This window comes from Intestinibacillus sp. Marseille-P6563 (genome assembly GCF_900604335.1).
Taxonomy (GTDB): domain Bacteria; phylum Bacillota; class Clostridia; order Oscillospirales; family Butyricicoccaceae; genus Butyricicoccus_B.
This window is the reverse complement of the sequence record NZ_UWOD01000002.1, coordinates 306665-323266: the sequence shown is the minus strand read 5'-3', so window position 1 is coordinate 323266 and position 16602 is coordinate 306665. Positions and strand designations below refer to the sequence as shown.

16 protein-coding genes are annotated in these 16602 nt (G+C 56.4%); 13 read left to right on the top strand and 3 right to left on the bottom strand.

What is annotated here, in order from left to right:
• Window positions 1-201: 201 nt before the first annotated feature.
• From EFB11_RS09730 to EFB11_RS09710, 5 genes are all read left to right on the top strand, one after another.
• Complete coding sequence (locus EFB11_RS09730) at window positions 202-1215, top strand: Gfo/Idh/MocA family protein (protein ID WP_122790051.1); 1014 nt, start codon at window positions 202-204, stop codon at window positions 1213-1215.
• Between the two features lie 198 nt (window positions 1216-1413).
• Window positions 1414-3141, top strand: a complete 1728-nt coding sequence (locus tag EFB11_RS09725) for a phospho-sugar mutase (protein ID WP_122790050.1) — start codon at window positions 1414-1416, stop codon at window positions 3139-3141.
• A gap of 78 nt (window positions 3142-3219) precedes the next feature.
• Window positions 3220-3798, top strand: a complete 579-nt coding sequence (locus EFB11_RS09720; RefSeq protein ID WP_122790049.1) for a hypothetical protein — start codon at window positions 3220-3222, stop codon at window positions 3796-3798.
• A 429-nt stretch (window positions 3799-4227) separates the two neighbouring features.
• Complete coding sequence (rpsO, locus tag EFB11_RS09715) at window positions 4228-4494, top strand: 30S ribosomal protein S15 (protein ID WP_122790048.1); 267 nt, start codon at window positions 4228-4230, stop codon at window positions 4492-4494.
• A gap of 192 nt (window positions 4495-4686) precedes the next feature.
• Window positions 4687-6810, top strand: a complete 2124-nt coding sequence (locus EFB11_RS09710) for a polyribonucleotide nucleotidyltransferase (protein ID WP_122790047.1) — start codon at window positions 4687-4689, stop codon at window positions 6808-6810.
• A gap of 49 nt (window positions 6811-6859) precedes the next feature.
• Here EFB11_RS09710 and EFB11_RS09705 read toward each other — a convergent pair whose 3' ends face one another.
• Entirely contained in the window at window positions 6860-7066 is a 207-nt protein-coding gene (locus EFB11_RS09705) for a hypothetical protein (RefSeq protein ID WP_122790046.1), read from the bottom strand.
• Between the two features lie 365 nt (window positions 7067-7431).
• Here EFB11_RS09705 and EFB11_RS09700 point away from each other — a divergent pair, with 365 nt between their 5' ends.
• A complete protein-coding gene (locus EFB11_RS09700) occupies window positions 7432-8769 on the top strand; it encodes an IS110 family transposase (protein WP_122790045.1) in 1338 nt (445 codons plus the stop codon).
• Between the two features lie 176 nt (window positions 8770-8945).
• Here the strand turns inward: EFB11_RS09700 and EFB11_RS09695 are convergent, their stop codons facing one another.
• Window positions 8946-9125, bottom strand: coding sequence for a hypothetical protein (locus tag EFB11_RS09695; protein ID WP_122790044.1), 180 nt, complete (start codon window positions 9123-9125; stop codon window positions 8946-8948).
• Between the two features lie 186 nt (window positions 9126-9311).
• A complete protein-coding gene (locus tag EFB11_RS09690) occupies window positions 9312-10295 on the bottom strand; it encodes an RluA family pseudouridine synthase (RefSeq protein WP_122790043.1) in 984 nt (327 codons plus the stop codon).
• A gap of 137 nt (window positions 10296-10432) precedes the next feature.
• On the opposite strand from EFB11_RS09690, the gene EFB11_RS09685 reads away from it, so the two are divergent.
• The 7 genes from EFB11_RS09685 to murB all read left to right on the top strand — a co-directional run bounded on the left by EFB11_RS09685 (window position 10433) and on the right by murB (window position 16596).
• Window positions 10433-10939, top strand: a complete 507-nt coding sequence (locus EFB11_RS09685; protein WP_122790042.1) for a YceD family protein — start codon at window positions 10433-10435, stop codon at window positions 10937-10939.
• Between the two features lie 41 nt (window positions 10940-10980).
• Complete coding sequence (rpmF, locus tag EFB11_RS09680) at window positions 10981-11163, top strand: 50S ribosomal protein L32 (protein ID WP_122790041.1); 183 nt, start codon at window positions 10981-10983, stop codon at window positions 11161-11163.
• Window positions 11164-11241: 78 nt separating this feature from the next.
• A complete protein-coding gene (locus EFB11_RS09675; protein ID WP_122790040.1) occupies window positions 11242-12543 on the top strand; it encodes a DUF512 domain-containing protein in 1302 nt (433 codons plus the stop codon).
• Window positions 12544-12556: 13 nt separating this feature from the next.
• On the top strand, window positions 12557-13882 hold the full coding sequence (gene der / locus EFB11_RS09670; protein WP_122790039.1) for a ribosome biogenesis GTPase Der: 1326 nt from the start codon (window positions 12557-12559) through the stop codon (window positions 13880-13882).
• A gap of 21 nt (window positions 13883-13903) precedes the next feature.
• The gene (gene plsY, locus EFB11_RS09665; protein WP_122790038.1) at window positions 13904-14533 is read left to right on the top strand and encodes a glycerol-3-phosphate 1-O-acyltransferase PlsY; all 630 of its coding nucleotides are present in this window, start codon (window positions 13904-13906) and stop codon (window positions 14531-14533) included.
• Between the two features lie 11 nt (window positions 14534-14544).
• Entirely contained in the window at window positions 14545-15555 is a 1011-nt protein-coding gene (locus EFB11_RS09660; RefSeq protein WP_122790037.1) for an NAD(P)H-dependent glycerol-3-phosphate dehydrogenase, read from the top strand.
• A gap of 129 nt (window positions 15556-15684) precedes the next feature.
• Complete coding sequence (murB, locus tag EFB11_RS09655; RefSeq protein ID WP_122790036.1) at window positions 15685-16596, top strand: UDP-N-acetylmuramate dehydrogenase; 912 nt, start codon at window positions 15685-15687, stop codon at window positions 16594-16596.
• Window positions 16597-16602: the final 6 nt, after the last annotated feature.

The following is a 16602-nucleotide window of genomic DNA, read 5'->3' as shown; positions in this document are numbered from 1 at the left end:
ATCGCCAAAGGGCGAGCCAAGAAGGCTCGCCCGTTCTTTTTGCACAATCGCAAGAATGGTATGATTTATCTTGAAAAATCGCAGGAAAATATATGAAAGAATTGTGGAAAATCATTATAATAAACTTGAAAATATCCTATTGATTTTTCGAAAGATTCAAGATTAAAAATATGAAAATTCACATGAGCAGGAGGAACGACCATGGAAATTCGCATCGGTATGGTCGGCGCAGGGCAGATCGGGGAAGATCATGTGCGCCGCATCACAGAGAAGATCTCCGGCGCACGGGTCACGGCGGTTGCGTCCCGCAGCCGCGGACCGGCAGAGCGGGTGGCCGCCCTTTGCGGCGCGCGGGTCGAGCCGGATGTGCAGAGCCTGCTCCGGGCCGAGGATGTGGATGCCGTCATTTTGGCTTCGCCCAGCGAGCGGCACGAGGAACAGGTGCTCTGGGCACTGGAAGCCGGAAAGCCGGTGTTCTGTGAAAAGCCGCTGGCCATTACGGCGGCGGGCTGCCGCCGGATCGTGCAGGCCGAAGTCGCATGCGGCAAGCGGATGGTTCAGGTCGGGTTCATGCGCCGGTATGACCGCGGATACCGACAGCTCAAACAGGCGGTCGAAAGTGGCACCTGGGGCAAGCCGCTCATGATTCATTGTGCCCACCGCAATATCGCGCCCCATGGACACTTTACTACCGAGATGTCGGTCACGCAGACCGCCATCCACGAGATCGACGTCACCCGCTGGCTGCTGGGCGAGGACTACGAAACCGTGCAAGTGCGCTTCCCGCGGCAGACGGCCAATGCCGATGCCAGCGTACTGCGCGACCCACAAATTATGATGTTCCAGACCAGGGGCGGCGTGTGCATCGATTTGGAAGTATCGGTCAACTGCCGGTATGGTTATGACATCCAGTGCGAAGTGGTCTGCGAAAATGGGGTGCTGCGTATGCCCGACCCGTCTGGGCTGCTCGTGCGCGCCGAGGCCAAACGGTACACCGCCCTGGAAACCGACTGGGTGCTGCGCTTTTTGGATGCGTATGATTTGGAATTGCAAGAGTGGGTGGAGGACCTGCAAGCCGGGCATCTGCGCGGACCGTCCAGCTGGGACGGTTATGCGGCTGCCGTGACCGCCGATGCGCTGCTTCGCGCGCAAAAATCGGGGCAAATCGAGCCGGTTTCGCTGGAAACCTGCCCGGATATTTATCGTTCGTTATAAATTTTTTCCAGAGCGACAGACCGAATTTCGGCCTGTCGCTTTGATTTTGGCAGGGTTTTGGGGTAAAATTGTGTGAAAAGTTGGTAAAAATTAGATAATCGTTGTGCTGTTTTGTAAAAAAGGCTTCCAAATATACAGAAAATATTGTATAATGTTTCTAAGGTATCTACACAAAAATAATCATGAGGTGATCAAAAGATGGATTTTATGTCCGAATATAAGCGCTGGTTGGATTCTGATGCTCTGAGCGCAGACGAACGCGCCGAGCTGCAGGCCATCGAAGGAGATGAAGAAGCCATCCGCGACCGCTTCTTTGCACCGCTTTCGTTTGGCACAGCCGGACTGCGCGGCATCCTGGGCACGGGCCTGTACCGCATGAACCGCTTTACGGTCGGCGCGGCAACGCAGGGCCTGGCTAACCTCATCCGCGAAAATGGCGAAGATGCCATGCGGCGCGGCGTGGCGATCGCCTATGATTCGCGTCACTATTCGCCCGAGTTTGCCCATCTGGCTGCCTGCATCCTGGCGGCCAACGGCATTCAGGTCAAGCTGTACGATGAACTGCGTCCCACGCCCGAACTGTCCTTTGCCATTCGGTATTATGGTACCATTGCGGGCATCAACATCACCGCCTCTCACAACCCCAAGGAATACAACGGCTATAAGGTCTACTGGGAAGACGGCGCGCAGCTTCCGCCCAAGGAAGCCGACGTGGTCGCCAAGGAGATGGATGCGCTCGATCTGTTCCGCGACATCAAGACCATGGACTTCGATAAGGCTAAGGCCGACGGTCTGGTGCAGATGATGGACTGGCAGACCGACGAAGCATATCTCAAGCAGGTGCTGGCGGTTGCGATCAATCCCGACTGCGTCAAACAGGTGGCCGACGAGTTTAAGCTCATCTATACGCCGTTCCATGGCGCAGGCTATCGTCTGGTGCCCGAAATCTTAAAGCGCATCGGCTATAAGCACATCCTGTGCGTGCCCGAACAGATGGTGATCGACGGTGATTTTCCGACCGTCAAGAGCCCGAACCCGGAAAATAAGGAAGGCTTCAACCTGGCTATCGCCATGGCCAAGGAGCATGACGTTGACCTCATCATCGGCACCGACCCGGATGCCGACCGCACCGGCATCGTCCTGCGTGACAAGACGGGCGACTACATCACGCTGTCCGGCAACCAGGTGGGCGTTCTCCTGAGCGACTATGTCATTACAGCCAAGAAGCTGACCGGCACCATGCCCGAGCATCCGGCGCTGCTCAAGTCCATCGTTACGACCGAGATGGCGCGCGCCGTGGCCGAAAAGAACGGCGTCGACTGCTTTGACACCTTTACCGGCTTTAAATTCCTGGCCGAGAAGATCAAGCAGCTGGAAACCTCGGGCTCGCACGAATATCTGTTTGCGTTTGAAGAATCGTATGGCTATCTGGCCGGCGATTACGCACGCGATAAGGATGCCGTGACCGCTTCGATGCTGATTGCGGAAATGGCTGCCTACTACCGTACCAAGGGCATGACGCTGTATGATGCCATGCAGACTATGTATGAAAAATACGGCTTCTATTCCGAGCAGACCATTTCGATCACCATGCCGGGCGTTTCCGGCCTGGAGCGCATGAAGGAACTGATGACCGAACTGCGCGTACGGCCGCTGGCACAGGTTGCCGGCCATAAGGTCGAATATGTGCGCGATTATCAGCCGGGTACCCGTACGTGCACGGCAGACGGCACCACGGAAACACTGGAAATGAAGGGTCAGAACGTGCTATACTATGAACTGGAAGGCGGCACGACCTTTATCATCCGTCCGTCGGGTACCGAACCCAAGGTCAAAGTCTATATTATGGCAAAGGCAGAGGACAAGGCGTCCGCTGACGCCAAGGTGGAAGCTTTGGCGGCTGCGGCGAAAGAGATCGTTCAATAAGCGGCAGGATACACGGAGAGGGGCGCGCTTGTAAAGATCGCGCCCCTTTTTCTTGTGAGAGAGAAAAGAGGAAGATACATGGGGAAACGGAGCATGACAGAGGAACGTCTGACCTGGGCGGTCTGGCTGACAGGGGGAGTGTCTGCCTGGATTGCCTGTGCGGTGTTGGTTTCCACCTATCTGGGGCGCTGGTCGGAGGGACCCAGCCGCGGACAATGTATTGCATCCAGTGTATATGTGGTCGTTTTGCTGCTGGTGACGGCGATCGGGAATTTTGCCCGCGTGCGTACCCTGTTGACGCTGCAAGCCATTTATGGCATCGGGGTGTTCGTGCGTTCGGTCGCCGGTGCCGTGTGTGCCCTGATGTTTATCGAACTGAATGAAATTCCAGGGGCGGCATGGATCGCCTGGCTGGATATTTTGGTGCGTCCGCTCTATGGGCTGGAATATGCGGCAGCCAAGCTGACGTCGCACTTTATTACCGAGATCTATTGGCTGGGCCTGGCACTGGGTGCCACGATCCTGGTCTTTTTGTCGTGCGTGGCGCGCATGGCTGTGACCAATCGGTTGGCCCGCGCGCGGCAGCAGCGCCAGCGGCGGGAGCAGCCGGCCGCCGAGCGGGAATACGCTTTTGGGCGGGAGACACGCCGCAAATAAGAAAAGCAGCCCGGATGGGCTGCAGGAAAACTTGCAAAATGAAGATGAAAAAACGCGGCATCAGGCCACACTATTGCACAGCCCCGCCGCGTTATTCACAAAAAACGTATCTTTCTGGACACCAAACGTGTCACATTGTGATAAAAATTATACTCCATTGCCGTCGAATCCTGCAATATGAAAGTTTCATAAAATTTTTGTGAATAGACTGTAAACAAATCAGCACATTGCCAAACTATACTTTGCAGGGAGAAATTCATGCGCAAGAGTTTCCAAAAAAAACTTTACAAACGGCAAAGTCCGTGGTAAACTACTATTAGTTTTGCCCCATGTTTCGTTTGAGGGGACACGGCACGTTCAGCGCGCCACATCACCAGCCTTTTACGCAGCATGCGGGGACTGAAAAATTTTTTATGAGGTGAATTTCCCATGATCCGTAAGGAAGTCAAGACCTCGGTCATCGAGGCAAATCGTACGCACGAAACTGATACCGGTTCGCCGGAGGTACAGGTTGCAATCCTGACCGCTCGCATCCAGGAGCTGACTGAGCACCTGAAGCAGCATCCGAAGGACAATCACTCCCGTCGTGGCCTGCTGAAGATGGTCGGCCAGCGCCGCAGCATGCTCGCATACCTGCAGCGCAAGGACATCAACCGTTACCGTGAGCTCATCAAGAAGCTGGGTATCCGTAAGTAATTTTTGGAAGGGGGGCTCCGCCCCCCTTTTCCGCTTTGTAATCCAGCTTCACGCAAACGCGGGATCCGCAGTTATTAGCAGTTGAAGGACAAGCCGTATCCGACGGCCTGCGCTTCAAGTGCTAAAAACTGTCGGTTTTCCGTTCCGCCCGCCCGGGACACCGGGCCATGAAAACACAAATAGGAGGCAGTTATGAGCAATATCAACCATTTTGATTTCAAAAACTACCGCGTGTTTGAAACCACCTTTGCAGGCCGGAAGCTGACCGTTGAAACCGGCAAAATGGCACAGCTCGCCAATGGCTCGTGCCTGGTACGCTACGGCGAGACCGCTGTGCTCGTCACCGCGACCGCGTCGGCCAAGCCGCGCGACGGCATCGATTTCTTCCCGCTCTCGGTCGACTTTGAAGAGCGCCTGTATGCGGTTGGCCGCATCCCGGGTTCGTTCATGCGCCGTGAGGGCCGTCCGAGCGAAAAGGCCATCCTGGCATCCCGCCAGATCGACCGCCCGATGCGTCCGCTGTTCCCGAAGGACCTCCGCAACGACGTTTCCATCGTCTGCACGGTGCTCGAGAACGACTATGACAACTCGCCCGAGGTCGTCGCTCTGCTGGGCGCGTCCATCGCGGTTTCCATTTCGGACATTCCGTTCGACTACGTCGTTGGCGGCTGCCAGGTCGGCATCGTAGACGGCAAGGTCGTTATCAACCCGACCAGCGAGCAGCGCAAGGTCAGCGAAATGGACGTGACCCTGTGCGCGACCAAGGATAAAATCGTCATGATCGAAGCCGGCGCCAAGGAAGTGCCCGAGGACGACATGTTCAACGCCCTCATGGAAGCCCATGAGGAAATCAAGAAGGTTTGTGCCTTCATCCAGAGCATCAAGGATGAGATCGGCAAGCCGAAGTTCGAATATGAGCATCACGACATCGACCACGACCTGTTCGACAAGCTCGAGGCAGAGTGCAACGACAAATTCGAAATGGCGATGGACACCGACGACAAGACCGTTCGCGACGCGGGCGTGCGCGAGATCGTCGACGCCTTCCAGGAAACCCTGGACGAAGCGTATCTGGAAGAGCACGGCGCCAATCTGGCCGAGTGCGTAGACAAGCTGCAGAAGAAGATCGTTCGCCGCTGGCTGGCCAATGGCAAGCGCGTCGATGGCCGCGGCATGGAAGAAGTCCGTCCGCTGGCTGCCGAAGTTGGCATCCTGCCGCGCGTACACGGTTCGGGTATGTTCACCCGTGGCCAGACGCAGGTACTGACTCTGTGTACCCTGGGCACCCTGGGCGATGCGCAGGAGCTCGACACCATCTTTGAAGAAAAGGAAAAGCGTTATATCCATCATTATAACTTCCCGTCCTTCTCGGTCGGCGAAACCCGCCCGTCCCGCAGCCCCGGCCGTCGTGAGATCGGCCATGGTGCGCTGGCAGAACGTGCGCTGCTGCCGGTCATCCCGAGCGTCGAGGAATTCCCGTACGCGCTGCGTCTGGTTTCGGAAGTTATTTCGTCCAACGGCTCGACCTCGCAGGGCTCTGTCTGCGGTTCGACTCTGGCCCTGATGGATGCTGGCGTGCCGATCAAGGCACCGGTTGCTGGTATCTCTTGCGGCCTGATTACCGACGGCGGCCAGGAAACCACCTTTACCGACATCCAGGGCGTCGAGGACTTCTACGGCGATATGGACTTTAAGGTCGCTGGTACCAAGAAGGGCATCACCGCTATCCAGGTGGACATCAAGGTCGACGGCCTGACCCCGAACATCATCAAGCAGGCGTTTGAGAAGTGCCGCGTTGCCCGTTATGGCATTCTGGACGAGATCATGCTCAAGGCGATCGCCGAGCCGCGCGCGGACGTATCCGACTGGGCGCCCAAGATGACCACCATGCAGATCGACCCGGACAAGATCCGTGAAGTCATCGGCAAGGGCGGCAGCGTCATTCAGAAGATCGTTGCCGAATCGGGTGCACAGATCGACATCAACGACGACGGCGTCATCACCATTGCGGCCGTCAAGGCATCGGATGCTGCGGTTGCCAAGCAGATGATCGAAGCCATCGTTAAGGAGCCGGAAGTCGGCGAAATCTACTATGGCAAGGTTGTTCGTCTGATGAACTTCGGCGCATTCGTTAACCTGACCAACAACAAGGATGGTATGGTTCACATCTCCAAGATGGCCAACCACCGTGTAGAAAAGGTTGAGGATGCTGTCAAGGTCGGCGACATGGTTTGGGTCAAGGTCATGGAAATCGATGACAAGGGCCGCATCAACCTGTCGATGAAGGACGTTAAGGACGAAGAAAAGATCCTGTAAGAACAAAAATCCCCCGGCCGCAGCCGGGGGATTTTTTGCGCTTATGAAATTACTTGTTTTTGATGTCATGTTTGGCCTTGCCGACCAGTGCGCCGACAACCGCCCCTGCCGGGCCGGCCACGACTCCACCGACCGCCGCATTTTTCACGATGGTCTTGGTCGCTTCCCGGGCTTTTAGTTCTGCCCTTGCTTTTTCCCCCGCAGAACCGGACATAAACGAGCGGGCTTCCAACAGATACTTGGGTGTGAAACTCATAACTTTTCCTCCTAGTATAATAATGGTGTAGTCAATAATGACTACGGTTTAATAGTTACAAAGTCTAAATGAATAACTGAAGGAGGGATTCCCTCTCCATCAGAAGTTATTGTTTCCTTACCGTGTCTGAGGCTTCCATGATGCACCAGATCAGATCATGAGGTATAATCACTGAGGCAGGGCAATTGACGTTTCCTCCTTGGGACCCGGCCTCCCGCCGGGAAAACCTCTTAGAAAGTCTGTCTGTCCATTCGGTGGTGATTTATGGTTTGGCTGGTTGGGAAGCCTCAGGCTATACCTGTATAAGCCGCTAGGTTGTGTATCCGCCTTTTGGAAATGGATGCCTGCCGGAAAGGATATTTTCTATGCATTACAAAAGATTACTTGCACTTATTGACAGCGTTTCTTCTCACCTCTCTGTCGGCCTTGATGTCGGCGCTGATTTTACCTGGATGTCTATCGCCCTCCCTAACGGTTCTTTTACCGGGAAGCCCTTTAAAATCGTCCATTCGGATCCAGGCTCCAGAGACCTGGCTGTCGCAAAAATAAAGGAAGCGCAAGAGACGTATTCTCTCAAAAGCCGCTGCTTCCTTGAGTCTACCGGGATCTACCACATCCCGCTCCTGTGCTTCCTTCGTGATAAGGGGTTTGACTGCTCAGTCATTAATCCTATCATCACTAAGAATAGCACAAATATCAACATAAGGAAACTGCATAATGATAAATTCGACTCGAAAAAGGCTGCCCTTGTTGGCCTGAACGTTTCTCTCAAGACTTCCATCATCCCCGATAATTCCGTTGTCGATCTGAGAAACCTGGTCCGTGATTATTATTATTTCAAAGACCTCCAGTCTGCCGTTGCCCTGAAGCTCACTGCCGAACTGAAAGTGTCTTTCCCCGCTTATGCGAAAGTCTTCAGCAAAATCACCACACAGTCTTCCTTAAAGCTGCTGAGCGCTTATCCTCTTGCTAAGGACATGCTTGCCGCTTCTAAAGACGATATCGTGGAGATCATCCGCAGTACGGCACGTTTTGGCGAAGCTTATGCTTTGCGTAAGTATAACGCCATCATTGCTGCCGCACAGGACGCTGCTGTTTTCGGAAGGGCGCTTCCCAGCAATGCTGTCCGCATCCGCCTTTATATTGATACTTACCAGGAATACCAGAAGCATCTGGACGCACTCCTGAAGGCGCTCCACGAGACGGTAGACCGGCTGCAGGATACTTTGGTCTATGACCAGATCTGTCTTCTGCAGTCCCTGCGCGGGATCGGTTTCTTAAGCGCAGTCGTCCTGATCGCGGAGATGGGCGATTTTAAACTTTTTTCTTCCCCGAAAAAGCTTTACGCTTACTTTGGGCTTGACCCTGCGGTAAAACAGTCTGGGAAACTCAATGGCGATAAAGTCCATATGTCCAAACGTGGCTCCAGCCTTGCCAGACGTGTCCTTCACATGGCTGCGCTCAATAACGTAAAGGTTGATAAGAGGAGCGGTACGCCTGTGAATCCTGTAGTTTACGACTATTACGCCCGGAAGTGTTCCGGCAAGAAAAAGCCGGTAGCAATGGGCGCTGTCATGCATAAGATCTGCAACATCATCTTTGCCATGCTCCGGGATAACAAACCCTTCGAGGTCATCCCTCCGGAGGAACACTGCAGGCGTTTTGCCGCAGAGCATCCAGACAAGATACGCAAAGCCGCATAATCAGCACGGCACTCTCAATATTTAGTTTGCGGCCAATCCAATATATCGGGATGGTCTGTTAAGGTTACCCTTTTTTCGCGGCTGTAAGAACTTTAACTTTTTTTATATCACCTCTTGACATTTCTTAGCTGGACTTTGATATCGTGGTTGCGCACAAGAAATTCATGGACCGTTGCTTAGAACAAATTTTCATCCCGCCATTCACGGTCGGCGTCGATGACAGCCTGGCGAGCCTCTTCATATTCTTCTTCGGTGACGCCGCGCAGACCTCCGGTGTCACTGCTGCTGGACCCGCAGGCTGTGAGCAATCCCATTGCAGAGATCGCCAGGACCATCAGAACCAATGCCTTTTTCATAACACCCCTCCTTGACCGAAAATAATTTACAATACAGAGAAAATTTGCTCTGTTTTTCTCATTTTAACGCGCCCCAGGGAGGGAGTCAATACACAAAGCAATCCTTAACGGGAATATGACAGATATCCAAGAATGTAGCAGAAAAAGTATTGCAAAAGGGTGCATAGAGCGGAAAAGATGCTTCTTTTAGAGGGATTCCGGTTTGCATTTCCAATCCGGGAAATACTTTTGCACAAACGGAATGTTTTGCACCGTGAACGTCCGGCCGTTCAGATACGCGAGCGCTCCGGCGTCCGACTGAAACTGGAAGGTCAGCGCGTACGAATACAGCAGCTGGCCGGTTTCGCGGTAGCGCTTGTTCTGCTCATTGCGGCCATATTTGCCGTCGCCGAGCAGCGGGCAGCCCAGAGACGCCATGTGGGCGCGGATTTGATGGGTGCGGCCGGTCAGCAGCGTACACTCGACGAGCGACAGCCCATCCCGGCTGGCCAGGGTGCGATAGACCGTCTTGGCGATCTTGGCGCCCGGCGCGGGATGGTCGAAAAGCTGCACCTGTTTGCGCTTTTCGTCGCGCCGCAGATAGTTTTCGATCAGGCCCTTGCGCGGGGCAGGGGTGCCGTGTACGACGCACAGATACCGCTTGGTCAGTTCGTGCTGCTTGATTTTGTCGTTCATCACCCGCAGGGCTTCGGCGGTCTTGGCCGCGATGACGATGCCGCCCGTGTTGCGGTCGATGCGGTTGCACAGCGCCGGGGTGAAGGACAGAGCGTCGGCCGGGTTCCACTGGCCCGTCTGGTAGAGGTACGCCTGGATATGGGCGATGAGCGTATCGGTATCGCCCTGCTCGTCGGCGTGGACGACCATGCCGGGCTTTTTGTCGGCCAGCAGGATGTGCTCGTCCTCGTAGACGATGGACAGGCGCGGCGTCTGAATTTTTTGATAGGCTTCTTGTTCGGAAGGGGTTTCAAAAAATTCATCGTTGATGTATAATTGTATCAGGTCGCCTTCGACCAGGCGGTAAGCCGGCTCCGAGCGTTTGCCGTTGACTTTGATGCGCTTTAACCGGAAATATTTGTGCATCAGCCCGGGCGGGAGCAGGGGGACAGCCTTTTCCAGGAATTTATTCAGGCGCTGGCCGCTGTCGTTTTTGGAAATGATGTATTCTTTCAAGGAAACTCCTCCGTTTTGTTGTTCCCTTTTAGTATAACGCAGCGAAGGCAAAAAGAAAATATGCTTTTCGTGCGTATTTTTGTTGACAAACCCAATTTGAGTATAGTATACTATCAGATGTACCATGTGAGGTAGGTATGAGGATTGATCTAAAAAAACTCAGCGGCGTGTATGGAAGCAAAATCCCGTTTGCCGGCCAGGCTGATCTGTCGGCCGAAGCGGTGTACGGTGAATATCCGTTCCAGCAGCCAGTGCAATACGAAGGCGAGATCGTCAACCATTTGGGCGTGCTCAAGTTGACGGCTGGCGTGCAGGCGGTGTATTCCACCCATTGCGCGCGCTGCTTGAAACCGCTCGATGTGCCGCTCGAAGCGCAGGTCGAGACTGTGCTTTCCCGCGAAGGAGAAGAGGAGGACGAAGTTTTCCTTCTGACCGAGGACACGGTGGAAGTCGAGGATGTGCTCATCCCCGAGTTGTTGTTACAGGTGCGCATGACCTATCTCTGCAAGGAGGACTGCAAAGGGCTTTGCCCGGTTTGCGGTGCGGACCGCAATGTGACCGCATGCACGTGCGAGTCCAAGCAGGTGGATCCACGCCTGGCGGCGCTTGCCGCCCTTTTGGGGGACAAGAAGGATCCAAACTAGGTTGCAAATAAACAGAACATAGAGGTAGGAGGTGTTACCACATGGCAGTACCTAAGAGAAAAACGTCCAAAGCAAGACGTGATAAGAGACGTAACTCCCACTGGAAGCTTTCGCTCCCCGGCATGACCAAGTGCCCGAACTGCGGTGAGTTCAAGCTGGGCCACAGAATGTGCAAGGCTTGCGGCTACTACAACGGCCGTGAGGTTGTCAAGACTGAGGCGTAATCAAATCGAAATGAAGGATAGGGGAAGCTCCGGCTTTCCCTATTTTCATGTGTGGACTTTTGGGAAAGGAGGGACGGCATGGCGTCCAAAATCGTATCGGTCGACCCGGGTTCGCCCTGCGCGCGCGCCGGTGTCCAGGCCGGGGAAACGCTGCTCAAGATCGACGGCGCGCCCATCCGGGACGTGCTCGACCTGAAATTTTACAGCTATGACAGCCGCGTGACGCTGCTGGTGCAGGATGCGGCCGGACAGACGCGGGAGGTCCGGGTGCGCAAGGCCGAAGGCGAACCGCTGGGCCTGAATTTTGAGCACTACCTGATGGATAAAATGAAGCGGTGCTCCAACAAATGTGTCTTTTGCTTTATCGACCAGCTTCCCCGCGGTATGCGTGATACACTGTATGTCAAGGACGACGATGCACGCCTGTCCTTTTTGATGGGCAACTATATCTCGATGACCAACCTGTCTGAGGAGGACGTGCAGCGCATTTTGCGCATGCACATCTCGCCCATCAACATTTCGGTGCAGACGACCAATCCCGAATTGCGCGTCCAGATGCTGCGCAACCCGCGCGCGGGCGAAGCGCTGAAACTGCTGCCGCGCTTTGCTGAGGCAGGCATTACGATGAACTGCCAGCTGGTCGTGTGCGAGGGTCTCAACGACGGGGAGGAGCTCGTCCGGTCGCTGCGCGACCTGGAAGCCCTGTTCCCGGCGGTAAACAGCATTTCGGTCGTGCCGTTCGGCATGACCCGCCACCGCGAAGGACTGTATCCGCTCAAACCCACGTCGGTCGAGGGCGCGGGGCGTATCCTGGACATCGTGGAAGCCTTTGCGGCCGAGTGCCTTACAAAGCATGGCACGCGCCTGGCCTGGGGCGGGGACGAACTGTACCTCAAGGCCGGCCGGCCGCTGCCCGATGCCGATTATTACGAGGATTTCACCCAGTTTGAAAACGGCATCGGCATGCTGCCCCTGTTTATGGAGGAGTTCCGGCTGGCGCTGCCCGATTATGCGGGCCGCACGGCGCGGTCGTTCACCATCGCCACCGGCACGGCAGCCGGTCCGAGTTTGGCAAAACTAATTGACGAGGCCGGACAGGTGTGCGATAATTTAGACGGAAAAGTTGTGGAGATCCGCAACGACTTCTTTGGGCATGGCGTTTCGGTGGCTGGCCTCATCACCGGCCAGGACCTGGCCGCCCAACTGGAAGGCCGGGATTTGGGCGAACGGGTGCTCATTTCGGCCAATATGCTGCGCGACGGCGGCGATGTCTTTTTGGACGACCTGACGCCCGCCGAGGTCAGCGCGCGTATCGGAGTGCCGGTGGTGCCGGTCGAGATCGACGGCGCCGACCTGCTGGCCAAGATTTTTGAAGAATAAGGAGGTTTCCCTCATGTCGAAACCTACGGTTGCGATTGTCGGCCGTCCGAATGTCGGCAAGTCGCAGCTTTTTAACCGTCTGGCCGGCAAGCGCCTGTCCATTGTCGAGGACACGCCGGGCGTGACGCGCGATCGCCTGTATGCAGACAGCGAATGGCGCGGCCGGACCTTTTCGGTCATCGATACCGGCGGCATCGAGCCGCGAAACGATAACGAAATCTTAAAATTCATGCGTTACCAGGCCGAAGCGGCCATCCATCACGCGGATGTGATCGTGTTCATCACCGACCTCAAGACCGGTGTGACCGCGGCCGACGAGGAAGTCGCCTCCATGCTCCAGCGCTCGGGCAAGCCGATTGTGCTGGCAGTCAACAAGTGCGACAAGCCGGGCGCACCCGACCCGGGCATCTTTGAGTTTTATAACCTGGGGCTGGGCGACCCGTTCGGCATTTCGGCCCTGCACGGCTACGGTACCGGCGACCTGCTGGACGCGGTGTATGAACACTTCCCGCCCGAAGAGGGGGATGGCGAGGAGGAAGGCCGCATCCGGGTCGCACTCATCGGCAAGCCCAATGTGGGCAAGTCCAGCCTTTTGAATAAGGTGCTGGGCGAAGAGCGCGTGATCGTGTCCAACGTCGCGGGCACCACGCGCGACAGTGTGGACGCCGATGTGGACAACGCCCACGGCAAGTTCACCTTCATCGACACCGCGGGCATCCGCAAGAAGTCCAAGGTCGAGGAAAAAATCGAAAAATTCTCGGTCATGCGTTCGCTTATGGCGGTCGAGCGCGCCGATGTGTGCGTCATCATGATCGACGCGACCGAAGGCGTGACCGAACAGGACACCAAGGTCGCGGGCGAAGCGCACAACGCGGGCAAGGCCTGCATCGTGGTGGTCAACAAATGGGACCTGGTCGAAAAGGACGGCAGCACGATGAAGGAATACACCCTGCGCGTGCGCGAAGGCCTGGCCTATATGCCCTATGCGCCCGTGCTGTTCATCTCGGCGCTGACCGGCCAGCGGGTGGATAAGCTCTACGGCCTGATCGCCGAAGTCTACGAGCAGAACCATAAGCGCATCCCGACCGGCCAGCTCAACTCGATTCTGGCCGAGGCGACCGCGCGCGTCCAGCCGCCCACCGACAAGGGCCGCCGCCTGAAGATCTATTATGTCACCCAGGCTGGTGTGACCCCGCCGACGTTCGTCTTTTTCTGCAACGATGCGCGGCTGTTCCATTTCTCCTATCAGCGCTATCTCGAAAATCAGATCCGGGAGGTCTTTGGCCTGACCGGTACGCCGGTGCGCATCGTTGTGCGCCAGCGCGGGGATAAAGAATAACCGAATCAGAGGAGGACAGCTATGGGGGTATCTCATTTTTGCATCATCGCAGCCATCGCCTATCTGCTCGGTTCGCTGAGCTTTGCCATCATCATCTGTAAGCTGACGCTCGGCAAGGACATCCGCACCTATGGCAGCGGCAACGCCGGATTGACCAATTCCTACCGCACCATGGGCGCGGGCAAAACGCTGCTGGTGCTGGTGGGCGACATCGGCAAAGCTGCGGTTGCGCTGGCCGTGGGCGGTATGCTCGCCGGCATGATGGGCAAACTGGTGGCAGGGATCTTTGTCATCCTGGGCCATGTGTTTCCGGTGTACTTTGGTTTTCGCGGCGGCAAGGGCGTGCTCGTCGGCGCGACCATGCTGGTCTTTTTGGACTGGCGCATCTTTCTGGTGGCGTTTGTCCTCTTTGTGATCGCCGTGGGGCTGACCCGCTGGGTGTCGCTCGGCTCCATTCTGGGGGCCATCAGCTTTCCGATCACCATGCAGATTTTCCATCACGACGTGCGGCTGACCGTCGTATCCGCCTGCATGTCGGCAGCGGTCATCTTCATGCACCGCTCCAATATCAAGCGCATCCTGACCGGCAAAGAAAACCGGTTTTCCTTCCACTCCAAACCGCAGATCGAACAGGACGCGGAAAAGAAATGAGGGTATAAATCATGAAAATCTTTGTTCTTGGCAGCGGCGGCTGGGGTTCAGCCCTGGCGATTTTGCTGCACAACAATGGGCACAAGGTCACCATGTGGACCTTCTTTAAGGAAGAGTGCGAGCGTTTGCAGCGTGAGCGCGCCAATGAGAAGTTGCTGCCCGGTGTGAAGATCCCAGAAGAAATCGAGATCACCAACGAGATGACGGGTGTGCAAGATGCAGAAATGGTCATCATGGCAGTACCGAGCTTTGCGGTGGCATCCACGGCCGAAAGCCTGGCCGCCGTGCTGCCCGAAGGCATCCCGGTGGTCAATGTAGGCAAGGGCCTGGACGCCAAGCATGGCTATTGCCGTTTTTCCGAGACCATCGACCGGGCGCTGCATGGCAAGAATCCGGTCGTCGCACTCACCGGCCCGACCCATGCCGAGGAAGTTTCGCGCGGCGTGCCGACCGCCATTGTGGCCGCCTCGGCCAGCCGGCAGGCAGCCGAACTGACCCAGGATGTGTTCATGAGCGATGTATTCCGCGTGTACACCTCGCCCGACATCGTCGGGGCAGAACTCGGCGGTGCGTTTAAGAACATCATCGCCTTGGGCGCCGGTATTTCGGATGGTTTGGGGCTCGGAGATAACTCCAAGGCTGCGTTTATGACCCGCGGCCTGACCGAGATCGCCCGCCTGGGCGTGACCCTGGGCGCGCGGCAGGATACCTTTGCCGGGCTGTCCGGCGTGGGCGACCTGATCGTCACCTGCTGCTCGATGCACTCGCGCAACCGCCGCGCGGGCATCCTCATCGGCCAGGGCAAAACGGCTAAGGAAGCCATGGAAGAAGTCGGCGCCGTGGTCGAAGGGTATTACGCGACCGAAGCCGGATATATGCTGGCCAAAAAGATGGGCGTCAATATGCCGATCGTGGAAGCGATGTACCATGTGCTGTACGAGGGCGGCGATGTGCGGGAAGGCATTACCGCACTGATGCGCCGCGCCAAAACGCACGAAAGTGAAGAAGTCTGGCTGAGCTGACAGCCAGTGGACAAAAGCCATCCTGCCGGGCGGGATGGCTTTTTCATATTTTTGAAAATGGTGTACGGATGCGCCGAGATATGGTATACTATAACATGCGATAGAGTTGTTTGATGGAGGAACTACAACATGGATTATCGTACGTTTTATGAAAAAATCACACCGGTCCGCGCGGAAATCGGCCTGATCGAAGGCGAACCGATGAAAAAGCATACAACTTTTCAAATTGGAGGCCCAGCCGAGATTTTTGTGCAGCCGCGCAGTCTGGGCGCGTTTTTGACAGTGTTCACCGCCGCACGCGCCACGGGCGCGCCGCTGACCGTCGTGGGACGCGGCTCCAACCTGCTCGTCAGCGACGCCGGGGTCGAAGGCATTGTGCTGTGCACCTGCGGCATCAACGGCGTGCGGGTCGAAGGCAACCACATCCGGGCCGAAGCCGGGGCCACCCTGGCTCAGGTCGCGCAGGCCGCGCTGCATGCCGGTCTGACCGGCGCCGAATTTGCCGCCGGGATTCCGGGCACCGTGGGCGGCGGCGTGTTTATGAATGCCGGCGCTTACGATGGACAGCTGGCCGATCTGGTCACCCAGTCGGTCTATTTGGACGAAACAGGCGCCAGCCGGGTGCTGCGCGGCGAGGAGCACCGGTTCGGATACCGCATGAGCGCCTATAAAGAGCACCCCGATTGGGTGGTAATGGAGGCCGAATTTGCCTTGCAGCCGGGCGATCCGGCGCAGATTCGCGCCAAGATGGACGATTTTGCCCGCCGTCGCCGGGAAAAGCAGCCGCTCAATTATCCGAGCGCGGGCAGCACGTTCAAACGGCCGGAAGGATACTTTGCCGGACGGCTCATTGAGGACGCGGGCCTCAAAGGCGCGTCGGTGGGCGGCGCACAGGTGTCCGAAAAGCATGCGGGCTTTGTCATCAACCAGGGAAATGCGACCTGCGCGGATGTCGCGGGTCTGATCGCACACATCCAACAGACAGTCTATGAGAAATTCGGCGTGCGGCTCGAGTGCGAGGTGCGCCGGATCGGATCGTAAGGGAGG

What these genes read in the sequence shown, in the direction of transcription:
- murB (WP_122790036.1), top strand. Translation starts at nt 15,685, where the DNA reads ATGGATTATCGTACGTTTTATGAAAAAATCACACCGGTCCGCGCGGAA.
- EFB11_RS09660 (WP_122790037.1), top strand. Translation starts at nt 14,545, where the DNA reads ATGAAAATCTTTGTTCTTGGCAGCGGCGGCTGGGGTTCAGCCCTGGCG.
- EFB11_RS09720 (WP_122790049.1), top strand. Translation starts at nt 3,220, where the DNA reads ATGGGGAAACGGAGCATGACAGAGGAACGTCTGACCTGGGCGGTCTGG.
- rpmF (WP_122790041.1), top strand. Translation starts at nt 10,981, where the DNA reads ATGGCAGTACCTAAGAGAAAAACGTCCAAAGCAAGACGTGATAAGAGA.
- der (WP_122790039.1), top strand. Translation starts at nt 12,557, where the DNA reads ATGTCGAAACCTACGGTTGCGATTGTCGGCCGTCCGAATGTCGGCAAG.
- EFB11_RS09700 (WP_122790045.1), top strand. Translation starts at nt 7,432, where the DNA reads ATGCATTACAAAAGATTACTTGCACTTATTGACAGCGTTTCTTCTCAC.
- EFB11_RS09675 (WP_122790040.1), top strand. Translation starts at nt 11,242, where the DNA reads ATGGCGTCCAAAATCGTATCGGTCGACCCGGGTTCGCCCTGCGCGCGC.
- EFB11_RS09705 (WP_122790046.1), bottom strand. Translation starts at nt 7,066, where the DNA reads ATGAGTTTCACACCCAAGTATCTGTTGGAAGCCCGCTCGTTTATGTCC.
- plsY (WP_122790038.1), top strand. Translation starts at nt 13,904, where the DNA reads ATGGGGGTATCTCATTTTTGCATCATCGCAGCCATCGCCTATCTGCTC.
- rpsO (WP_122790048.1), top strand. Translation starts at nt 4,228, where the DNA reads ATGATCCGTAAGGAAGTCAAGACCTCGGTCATCGAGGCAAATCGTACG.
- EFB11_RS09710 (WP_122790047.1), top strand. Translation starts at nt 4,687, where the DNA reads ATGAGCAATATCAACCATTTTGATTTCAAAAACTACCGCGTGTTTGAA.
- EFB11_RS09725 (WP_122790050.1), top strand. Translation starts at nt 1,414, where the DNA reads ATGGATTTTATGTCCGAATATAAGCGCTGGTTGGATTCTGATGCTCTG.
- EFB11_RS09685 (WP_122790042.1), top strand. Translation starts at nt 10,433, where the DNA reads ATGAGGATTGATCTAAAAAAACTCAGCGGCGTGTATGGAAGCAAAATC.
- EFB11_RS09730 (WP_122790051.1), top strand. Translation starts at nt 202, where the DNA reads ATGGAAATTCGCATCGGTATGGTCGGCGCAGGGCAGATCGGGGAAGAT.
- EFB11_RS09695 (WP_122790044.1), bottom strand. Translation starts at nt 9,125, where the DNA reads ATGAAAAAGGCATTGGTTCTGATGGTCCTGGCGATCTCTGCAATGGGA.